At 61.2% G+C, this 9,687-nt stretch carries 7 protein-coding genes and 1 pseudogene; 5 read left to right on the forward strand and 3 right to left on the reverse strand.

Features of this window, described 5'->3' with window-relative positions; translation table 11 throughout:
* Window positions 1–189: 189 nt before the first annotated feature.
* A complete protein-coding gene (locus tag P3T17_RS10340; protein WP_429406419.1) occupies window positions 190–1,557 on the reverse strand; it encodes a sigma-54-dependent transcriptional regulator in 1,368 nt (455 codons plus the stop codon).
* Window positions 1,542–3,035: a sensor histidine kinase gene (locus P3T17_RS10345; protein WP_429406421.1), complete on the reverse strand. Its 1,494-nt coding sequence runs from the start codon at window positions 3,033–3,035 to the stop codon at window positions 1,542–1,544. Before P3T17_RS10345 ends, P3T17_RS10340 begins: the two co-directional genes overlap by 16 nt.
* 232 nt (window positions 3,036–3,267) lie before the next feature.
* On the opposite strand from P3T17_RS10345, the pseudogene P3T17_RS10350 reads away from it, so the two are divergent.
* Window positions 3,268–3,453, forward strand: a pseudogene (locus P3T17_RS10350) (MFS transporter); the annotation flags it as partial.
* Between the two features lie 27 nt (window positions 3,454–3,480).
* On the opposite strand, the gene P3T17_RS10355 reads toward P3T17_RS10350, so the two are convergent.
* Entirely contained in the window at window positions 3,481–3,870 is a 390-nt protein-coding gene (locus P3T17_RS10355) for a hypothetical protein (RefSeq protein WP_429406423.1), read from the reverse strand.
* A 453-nt stretch (window positions 3,871–4,323) separates the two neighbouring features.
* Here P3T17_RS10355 and oxlT point away from each other — a divergent pair, with 453 nt between their 5' ends.
* The 4 genes from oxlT (at window position 4,324) to P3T17_RS10375 (ending at window position 9,276) form a co-directional block, all read left to right on the forward strand.
* Window positions 4,324–5,655 carry an oxalate/formate MFS antiporter gene (oxlT, locus tag P3T17_RS10360; RefSeq protein ID WP_429406425.1) on the forward strand — a complete coding sequence of 444 codons (1,332 nt, stop codon included), beginning with the start codon at window positions 4,324–4,326 and terminating at the stop codon, window positions 5,653–5,655.
* 63 nt (window positions 5,656–5,718) lie between these two features.
* Window positions 5,719–7,461 (forward strand): oxalyl-CoA decarboxylase, encoded by a 1,743-nt coding sequence (oxc, locus tag P3T17_RS10365; protein WP_429406427.1) that lies wholly within the window; start codon window positions 5,719–5,721, stop codon window positions 7,459–7,461.
* 26 nt (window positions 7,462–7,487) lie between these two features.
* A complete protein-coding gene (gene frc / locus P3T17_RS10370; protein ID WP_074267272.1) occupies window positions 7,488–8,738 on the forward strand; it encodes a formyl-CoA transferase in 1,251 nt (416 codons plus the stop codon).
* Window positions 8,739–8,844: 106 nt separating this feature from the next.
* Window positions 8,845–9,276 (forward strand): PAS domain-containing protein, encoded by a 432-nt coding sequence (locus tag P3T17_RS10375; protein ID WP_429406429.1) that lies wholly within the window; start codon window positions 8,845–8,847, stop codon window positions 9,274–9,276.
* Window positions 9,277–9,687: the final 411 nt, after the last annotated feature.

Genomic DNA, 9,687 nt, shown 5'->3' on the forward strand with positions numbered 1-9,687 from the left:
CTTGAAGTATGGTCCGTCCCGTGTGCGTTAGCCACATCTGATTGATGGCTCGTGCCCGGTCGCTGGCGGGTGGCGACCGGCGGCACGTTACGGGAAAAACGGCCGTTCGAACGTTCTGGTGAATACCGGAACGAGCGTCGCTTTCTGGGCGACATGAACCGGACATCGGTGACGCATTGCCCAGCAATTTCAGCCCAGTTTGTACGCAGCCATCTTCGTATAGAGCGACTGGCGGCTAATGCCGAGACGCCGCGCGGCTTCAGCGCGATTGCCGGCCGCGAGTCGCAACGCGCGTTCGATTGAGGCTCGCTCCAGGCGTTCAATGGCTTCAGGCAGCGGCAAATCGAGCAGCGCGCCGGGCAGATCGCTGGCTTCGATCTGCGGTGCGGTTAGAAACGCGAGGTCGTCGTCGGTGGCAAGCGGGCCACGCGCGAGTGCGGCGACACGCTCCATCGCATTTTTCAGCTCGCGCACGTTGCCCGGCCACGTATGCGCGAGCAGACGTCGCTCGGCGCTCGCACCGAGCGTGCGCGAGATTCCGGAGCGCTGCGCGGCGAGCGCCAGAAAATGCGCGGCGAGCGCGAGGATATCGTCGGGGCGTTCGCGCAACGGCGGCAGATGAATCGGGATCACGTTGAGCCGGTAGAACAGATCCTCGCGGAATCGCCCCGCGGCGACTTCGGCACCGAGGTCGCGATGCGTCGCCGCAACGATCCGTACGTCGATCGGCGTGCTGAGGTTGCTTCCGAGCGGCGTCAACTCGCGCTCCTGAATTACCCGCAGCAGTTTCGCTTGCATCGGCAAGGGCAGATCCCCAATCTCGTCGAGAAACAGCGTGCCGCCGTTCGCCTCGACGAAGCGGCCGACGCGTTGCACTTGCGCTCCCGTGAACGCCCCCTTCGCGTGACCGAAGAGTTCGCTTTCGAGCAGTTCAGTGGGAATAGCCGCGCAATTTATCGCAACGAAGGGACGCAGGCGGCGCGCCGACGCGTCGTGCAGGACGCGCGCCGCCACCTCCTTGCCTGTGCCGGTTTCGCCACTGATCAGCACAGTCGAATCCGTGGCGGCAGCACGGCCGATCTGCTTTTGCGCGTCGCGTAATGCATCGCTGCTGCCTAGCAGGCGCGGCGCGGTGTCGTCGCCCCACGCCTCGTCAGACGCAACCTGGGTGGCGGTGAACGAGCTTTGATTCGATGCTGCAATCTTGCGCATCAGCTCTGCAATTGCGTCACGTCCCACCGGTTTGGTCAGGTGTTCGAATGCACCGAGACGCATCGCGTGAATGGTATTGTCGCTGGTGGCGAATGCGGTCAGCACGACAACCGGCAGGGTCTTGCGCTCGGGCATGGCGCGCAACTGTTCGAGCAGCTCGATGCCGCTCATATCCGTCATCCTGAAGTCGAGGAATGCGCAGTCGATAGGCACGCCGCTCGCGAAACACTCGAGTGCCTGGCGACCTCCGCTTGCCTCGATGACGGTATGGCCCAGATCGCCAAGGGTTTCGGCGAGACTCTCGCGGAACGCGTCATCGTCGTCGACGATCAGGATGTGCGGCATGGCAGCTCGATCACAAAACAGGCGCCGCGTGGACGCACGGCATAGAAGGCGCGGCCGCCATGCGCCACGGCAATTTCCCGCACCACGGCGAGACCCAGCCCCGAACCGCCGGCGTGGCCGGTCACGAATGGCTCAAAGATGCGCTCGCGCTCGGCGGGTGGCACGCCCGGTCCGTCGTCGGCGACTTCGATGCTCAAGGTATCCGCATGCTGCGCCGCGCGCAACATGACGTGGCCCCCAGCGGGTGTATGGCGCAGTGCGTTTAGAATCAGATTGTCGATAGCGCGTGCCAGTTGCGCCGCGTCGAAACGCGCCTCGTGCGGCAGGTCCTTATTCTCGTCAAGGACGAGCGCGATGCCGGCCTGCGTCGCGGCATCGAGATACAGCTCGATACGCTCAGCCAACCATTCGCGCAGCACGACCGGTTGCGCGTCGATGCGGACCGGTTGCGTGAGCGCAAGCAAACCGGACAGCTGCGTTTCCACGCGCTGAATCTGTTCGAGGATCGACGCAAGCGCGCGGTGCTGGCGCTGCGCGTCTCCGGCCAGCGCGTTTTCTGCTTTGAGCCGCATCGCGCCGATCGGATTACGGATCTCGTGCGCGATTTGCGCCGCCAGCCGGCCGAGCGCGGCAAACCGTTCGGCGCTCGCAAGCCTCCTGTCGAGGTCGCCCGTTCGATGCTGCAGTGCCGTGGTGCGCGTACCGTAAGCGTTAAATGCGGCGACGATCTTGTCCAGGTCCGGCTCGCCGGTGGGCTCGATCGGAGTGAAAGGCGCGTGCAGATCCGCTGGCTCGCTCAGGCTCTTCTCGACGCGGGCAAGATTGCCGCGCCAACGGCGCAGCAGTATGCCCAACGCAATCGCAATTCCGATGATTACAGCGAGCAGGACAGCAAGCGCGGTGACGAGGGTCTTGCCATACGGGCCGAGCGGCGGCCGCACGCGTGTGAGCGTCCACGCGAGCAGGCCGGCGCGATGCGGCACGGGACAGGCCGAAACGATGACAGCGTCCTGCCGTCCTTCGACAAACCCGGACGCTGCCTGGCCGCCCGTCACCCCACGCAGCGTGCGCAGAATCAACGGCGTTTCGGCTTCCGGAATATCTCGCTTGATGCCGCTGCCCTCGTAGGTCGGAAAAGCGTAGGCGTCGAACGTGCCACGCGCGCTGTCCGTCGGACGCCAGAAGCCGCCTTCGACGCCTGGCATCTGCGCGAGCACCACGTCAAGAATCGCATGCATCAGGTCTGTGTTCGGCGCGCCTTGCGCATCGGAGCTTCGGTCTAAGGAAAAGTCATAGCGGGAGGCGACTGCCTCGCAACCGGCCTGCGCCTGTTGACGCGCAACGCCGATCTGCCGCTCCAGATTGCCTTGCGCCATGAACCAGACGAGGCCGATGAGGAGCGCGCACATCACCGCAACCAGCAGCCAGAAAACCACAAGTTGGCTGGCGAACGAGAGACGACGTCGGGTTGCGGGCATAAGCCGGTAGCGAAAGGGAGGACTTCAAGAGTAGCAAAAAACCGGCCACGCAAAGCGGGGAGGATGAGCCACGCCGGCTGGCAGGGTAAACGTCACGGCGCTTTCGGGCACCGCCTGCTGTCGACTTTGCGGACAGCGGCTGTCCAGTAACGCGACACCTGCTGACGTGGGCTCGTGCGCAAGGTTGGCCGGGAATTGCATCGGCGGGTGGAATGGGGGTTGCACAAGTGCCGGCTCCGGGCGTGTCAATGCCGGAAAAGGCGTCGTGATGACAGTGCAGGCGGCGGGCGCCGCGTTGAGCCCGGCGCCTGGCGGTTTGCTCGCGCGTCACTTTGGCTATCCCGCGCCCTTCATCGCCCTTGGGGCGATTTCAACCGGCTCGCTTGTGTTGTGGCTCTACTGCGGCGCAGGGCTCAGATACTTCCATCGTGGAGCGGCACCGCCTCTAAACGCCAGCCAGCGCCGGCAGCTCGACCTCGTACGACACGCGCGCGTGCCGGCTGTTCATCTGCGGCTGACGTGTCACGTGATTCAGAGGCGGTGCGCTTTCGACGTGCATCGGTAGGCGCGCTGGACAGCGAGCTTTTTTCTTCTCGAGAATGGCCTGGCTCAGAAATACAGCGCTATACGCTTTCAGCAAATGCGGATGGTGCGCTTCGATGTACGTAGCAATTTGCGCCTGCTCATCGTCGATCCTGGCTAGTGACGCCAGCGTGCTCGCGTCCCAACGGAAGCGCAGGCCGAGTTCATCGAATGCGCTGTTATAGGCGCACAGTTGCGCCTCGACTTCCGCATCATGCGCGCGCTCGCGAACATCGAACTGGGAGGGGTTCATGGTCGTCTCCTTGAGGAATAGGCACGACCAAGAATAGGCTGGCGCATCAATAAACAATAATTAAAGTTATTTGGATAAACGATAACTCATTGCTTATGTGTCGGCTCCCGGTACTGCAGCAACCAAATTCGGTGCCTGGACAGTCGCGTTGCCTTTCTCACAAGCCCACAGCCAGCAGCCGCAAAGCCATCCATTAGGTATGCCTAATACAAACCATAAAATGTTTTAACTTTCACTTATTGTTGTTCTCGCGCAGCATCCCTCAGACGCGCTCTACGCCAAACATCTTTCCAGTTGTCGTTGTGATCGACGGTAAGGGTTTTCGTTAGCGCAATTTCGTCTGGCCGACCATTGGCGCTTCATTGCCCACAGGCAAACCGGCCATGAAGCGATTCGATCACGTAGGTCCAACGCGCCGTTCGAGCGCGACGGAATATACAGGAGACGAAAGACATGGGACATTCCAACGTACCCGGAGGAGGCCGCACGGCCTTCTGGCATCACCGCTGGATGCAACTGGCGATCGGCGTCGTGTGCATGGGGCTTGTCGCGAATCTGCAATATGCGTGGACACTGTTCGTTGTACCGATGGACAACGCCCACCATTGGGGCCAGGCGGCAATCCAGACCGCGTTCACAATCTTCATCGTCACCGAAACCTGGCTTGTGCCCGTCGAGGGTTGGCTCGTCGACAAGTTCGGGCCGCGCCCGGTTGTGATCGGCGGATCGCTGTGTGCGGCGCTCGGCTGGATCATCGACGCGCATGCGAGCAGTCTCGCCGAGCTATACGTCGCGGCAGTGATCGCCGGCATCGGTGCGGGTTGCGTCTACGGCACCTGCGTCGGCACGGCACTCAAATGGTTTCCGGACAAGCGCGGTCTCGCAGCCGGTTTGACCGCGGCAGGTTTCGGCGCCGGCGCGGCCGTCACCGTAATCCCAATCGCGAACATGATCCAGCGCTCAGGCTATGAGCACACGTTCATGTTCTTCGGCATTTTCCAGGGCGTCTGCATTCTGCTGCTCGCCACCATGCTGGTACGGCCGAAGCCGCCCGCAACCGCGGTCGCGACCAAACGCGTGGTCGCAAGCAAGATCGACTACACGCCCGGCGAGATGATCCGCTCGCCGCTCTTCTGGGTGCTGTACCTGATGTTCGTGTTCGTCGCTGCCGGCGGCATCATTGCGACCGCGCAACTTGGGCCCATCGCGAAGGAATACGGCTTCGCCAAACTGCCGGTGAATCTGCTGGGCATCACGCTGCCGCTGCTCACGATGACGCTGTCGATCGACAACTTGTGCAACGGCTTCACGCGTCCGTTGTGCGGTTTTCTGTCGGACCGCATTGGCCGCGAAAACACGATGTTCATGATCTTTCTCGGCGAAGGTCTCGCGCTGCTGGGACTCATGCAGTTCGGCCATAACCCCTATGCATTCATGTTCTTCGCCGCTGCCGTGTTCCTGTGCTGGGGCGAGATCTTCTCGATCTTCCCGGCAACCTGCGCGGATACGTTCGGCAGCAAATACGCCGCGGCTAATGCGGGAACGCTCTATACCGCGAAAGGTACCGCGTCGATGCTGGTGCCGATCGCGTCGGTGCTGTCGGCAAATGGCGGCTGGAGCACGGTGTTCATTTCGGCGGCAGTGATCTCGATCACAGCGGCTGTGTCCGCGAAGTTCATCCTTGCCCCCATGAGAAAGCGCTGGATTGAAAACTCTGGCGCGACGGCCGGTGTGGTCATCGCCGAAGCACGACTGCAGCCATCGCCTGGCGGTTCGCCTAAATAAACCACGACGTGAGCGCGCCCTCACGACGAATCCCACAAAGCCCCGTGACCAAGGAGACATATCATGGCAGAAGCCGATAGGCCCGCAACAGAAGCGACCCCGAAGCAGGAGACAGCCGAGACGACCGATGGATTTCATCTCGTCATCGACGCGCTGAAACTGAACGACATCAGCACCATCTTCGGCCTTGTCGGTATCCCGATCACCGACCTGGCGCGGCTGGCGCAGGCGGAAGGGATGCGTTTCATCGGCTTTCGTCACGAACAGCACGCGGGTAACGCAGCGGCCATTAGCGGCTTCATGACGCAGAAGCCGGGCATCTGCCTGACGGTGTCGGCACCGGGCTTTCTCAACGGCCTCACGGCGCTCGCCAACGCGACCACCAACTGCTTCCCGATGATCCTGATCAGCGGATCGAGCGAGCGCGAAATCGTCGATCTGCAGCAGGGCGATTACGAAGAAATGGATCAGTTGAACGCGGCCAAGCCGTACGCGAAGGCCGCATATCGCGTGCTGCATGCCGAAGACATCGGCATCGGTGTGGCGCGTGCGATTCGTGCTGCGGTGTCGGGCCGCCCCGGTGGCGTGTATCTGGACTTGCCAGCCAAGTTGCTCGCACAAACGCTGGATGCCGTGAAGGCGCAGCAGTCGCTGGTCAAAGTGGTCGACGCCGCGCCACGTCAGTTGCCGGCGCCGGAATCGGTCAAGCGTGCAATCGACGTATTGAAGAGCGCGAAGCGTCCACTGATCCTGCTCGGCAAGGGGGCGGCGTATGCGCAGGCTGACGCGGAGATCCGCGCGTTCGTCGAGCAAAGTGGCATTCCGTATCTGCCGATGTCGATGGCCAAGGGCCTGTTGCCCGATACGCACGAGCAATCGGCGTCGGCGGCGCGCTCGTTCGTGCTGCAGGAAGCGGATGTCGTCGTGCTGATCGGCGCGCGTTTGAACTGGCTGCTCTCGCATGGCAAGGGTAAAACGTGGGGCGCAGAGCCGAAGAAGTTTGTTCAGGTTGATATTTCGCCGACCGAGATCGACAGCAACGTCGCGATTACCGCACCGGTGATCGGCGATATCGGCTCGTGCGTGGCGGCACTGCGAGCAGGCCTCGAGGCGGGATTTTCGAAGCCGAGCGACGAATGGACCGGCGCGATCGCCGAGCGCAAGAGCAAGAACCTAGCAAAGATGGCCGCCACGCTCGACAAGAACCCGTCGCCGATGAATTTCCACAGTGCGCTGCGCGCGATCCGCGATGTACTGAAGACGCGCCCGGACATCAACGTCGTCAACGAGGGCGCGAATACGCTGGACTACGCGCGCAGCATCATCGACATGTACGAGCCGCGCAAACGCTTCGACTCGGGCACGTGGGGAATCATGGGCATCGGCATGGGCTTCGCGATCGGCGCGGCGGTGACGAGTGGCAAACCGGTTGTCGCGATCGAAGGTGACAGCGCGTTCGGATTCAGCGGCATGGAACTCGAAACCATCTGCCGTTATGACTTGCCTGTTTGCACGATCGTATTCAACAACAACGGCGTGTATCGCGGTACCGACGTGAACCCGACGGGCGGCAAGGACGTCGCGCCGACCGTGTTCGTGAAGGGCGCGCGCTACGACAAGATGATCGAGGCATTCGGAGGTGTCGGCCACCATGCGACCACGCCGGAAGAACTGACCCAGGCGCTGCTTGAAGCAATCGCATCGGGCAAGCCGACCTTGATCAATGCCGTCATTGATGAAGCGGCGGGCACCGAAAGCGGCCGCCTGACCAATCTGAATCCGCAAAGCGCGGCTATGAAAAAGTGATCCAGAGTAACTACGGAGATACCAAAGTGACCAAACCTCTTGAAGGCATCAAGATCATCGACTTCACCCATGTTCAGGCTGGCCCGGCGTGCACCCAGTTGCTCGCCTGGTTCGGCGCCGACGTGATCAAGGTTGAACGACCGGGTTCGGGCGACGTGACGCGCAATCAGCTGCGTGACATCCCCGATGCCGACGCGCTGTACTTCACGATGCTCAACAGCAACAAGAAGTCGCTGACGTTGGACACGAAAAAGCCCGAAGGCAAGGAAGTACTCGAAAGACTGATTCGCGAATCAGACGTGCTAGTCGAAAATTTTGGGCCGGGCGCGTTGGACCGGATGGGCTTTTCGTGGGAACGCCTGAACGAACTCAATCCGAAGATGATCGTCGCTTCTGTGAAGGGCTTCAGCGACGGCCATCACTACGACGACCTGAAGGTCTACGAAAACGTCGCGCAATGCGCAGGTGGTGCAGCATCCACCACCGGCTTCTGGGACGGTCCGCCGACCATTAGTGCCGCCGCACTCGGCGACAGCAACACCGGCATGCATCTGGCAATCGGCATTCTGACCGCGCTGCTGGGGCGCGACAAAACCGGTAAAGGCCAGAAGGTCGCGGTGTCGATGCAGGATAGCGTGCTGAACCTGTGCCGCGTGAAGTTGCGGGACCAGCAGCGGCTGGAGCGCGTGGGCTATCTCGAGGAATATCCGCAGTATCCGCACGGCGAATTCAGCGATGTCGTGCCGCGTGGCGGCAACGCAGGCGGCGGTGGTCAGCCGGGCTGGGTGCTCAAGTGCAAGGGCTGGGAAACGGATCCGAACGCGTACATTTACTTTACGATCCAGGGCCATGCGTGGGAGCCGATCTGCAAGGCACTCGGCAAACCCGAATGGATCGATGATCCGGCCTACAAGACTGCCGAAGCACGTCAACCGCATATCTTCGAGATCTTCGGAACCATCGAAGCCTGGCTGGCCGACAAGACCAAATTCGAAGCGGTCGACATCTTGCGCAAGTTCGACATTCCGTGCGCGCCGGTGCTGACGATGAAAGAACTCGCCAACGATCCGTCGTTGCGCGCGAGCGGCACGATCGTCGAAGTACCGCACAAGAAACGCGGCTCGTATCTGACGGTCGGCAGTCCGATCAAATTCTCGGATATGAAGCCGGAAGTCACCGCGTCCCCCTTGCTCGGCGAACACACGGAGGAAGTACTGGCGAGCCTTGGCTACAGCAAGCAGGACATCTTCAACCTGCGCGAAGTCAAAGCGGTTTAACGGTGCAAGGCAGGCCCATTTTGTATGGTTGGGCCTGCAGATACGGCGTCCCTGGTGGCGCCGTATCCGATTCAAGGGTCTGCGGTTTTACGTTGGGGGGAGCGCTATGCAAACAGCTATCGACTTTCAGCAACTCGTCAATGCAATCGGCGACGCGATTATCATTTCCGATGCCGGCGGCAGCATCACATTGTGGAACCCCGCGGCCGAACGCATGTTCGGCTTTACGCAAAGCGAAGCGCTGGGAAACTCACTGGACCTGATCATTCCGGAACGCTTGCGCGGCCGCCATTGGGACGGCTATCACAAGACCATGGCAACGGGCGAAACCCGCTATGGCAACGACGTACTGCGCGTTCCCGCCACGCACAAGGACGGGCGGGCACTGTCGATTGCGTTTACGGTTGCGTTGCTGCATTCGCCGCAGAATGAGCTTACCGGTATCGTCGCAGTGATCCGCGACGAAACCAGCCGCTTTCGGGAGGATCGCTTGCTGCGCAAGCGCCTTGCGGAACTGGAAGGGGGCGTGGGTGCGTGAGTGGGGACTCGGGAGATTGTGGGGCATGTAGAAATGCTGGGGAACCGGCTATACCCGTTGCGCCATCATCTATTGGAATCGGTACGTGTTTTCGACGATATCATCATATTGTTAGCTGGCAGTCCAATGCGAAATCCTCTTCTGGCGGCGGTCCCTCTTCTTACCGCAATCGGTTTGCGCTACCACCATCGTCGTTCATAGGTCTGACTTAAGGGATCGGATACGACTGACCGACGAATCAGGTTACAAGCCGCACGGAGTCCTCACAATATCGGCATCCAAACATCAAAGATTCGCTGCCATACGTTCTGCGCGAATTCTTGCAAACCGACGATGGGCATCTATAATTTTTGGACCGAGCAGATTCTGCCGGTCCTGTCTGTGTTGACTGAAGCCTCATACCGCCAGACT

Origin of the sequence: Paraburkholderia sp. GAS82 (assembly GCF_050436285.1) — a bacterium.
GTDB classification, from domain to species: Bacteria; Pseudomonadota; Gammaproteobacteria; order Burkholderiales; family Burkholderiaceae; genus Paraburkholderia; species Paraburkholderia phenazinium_B.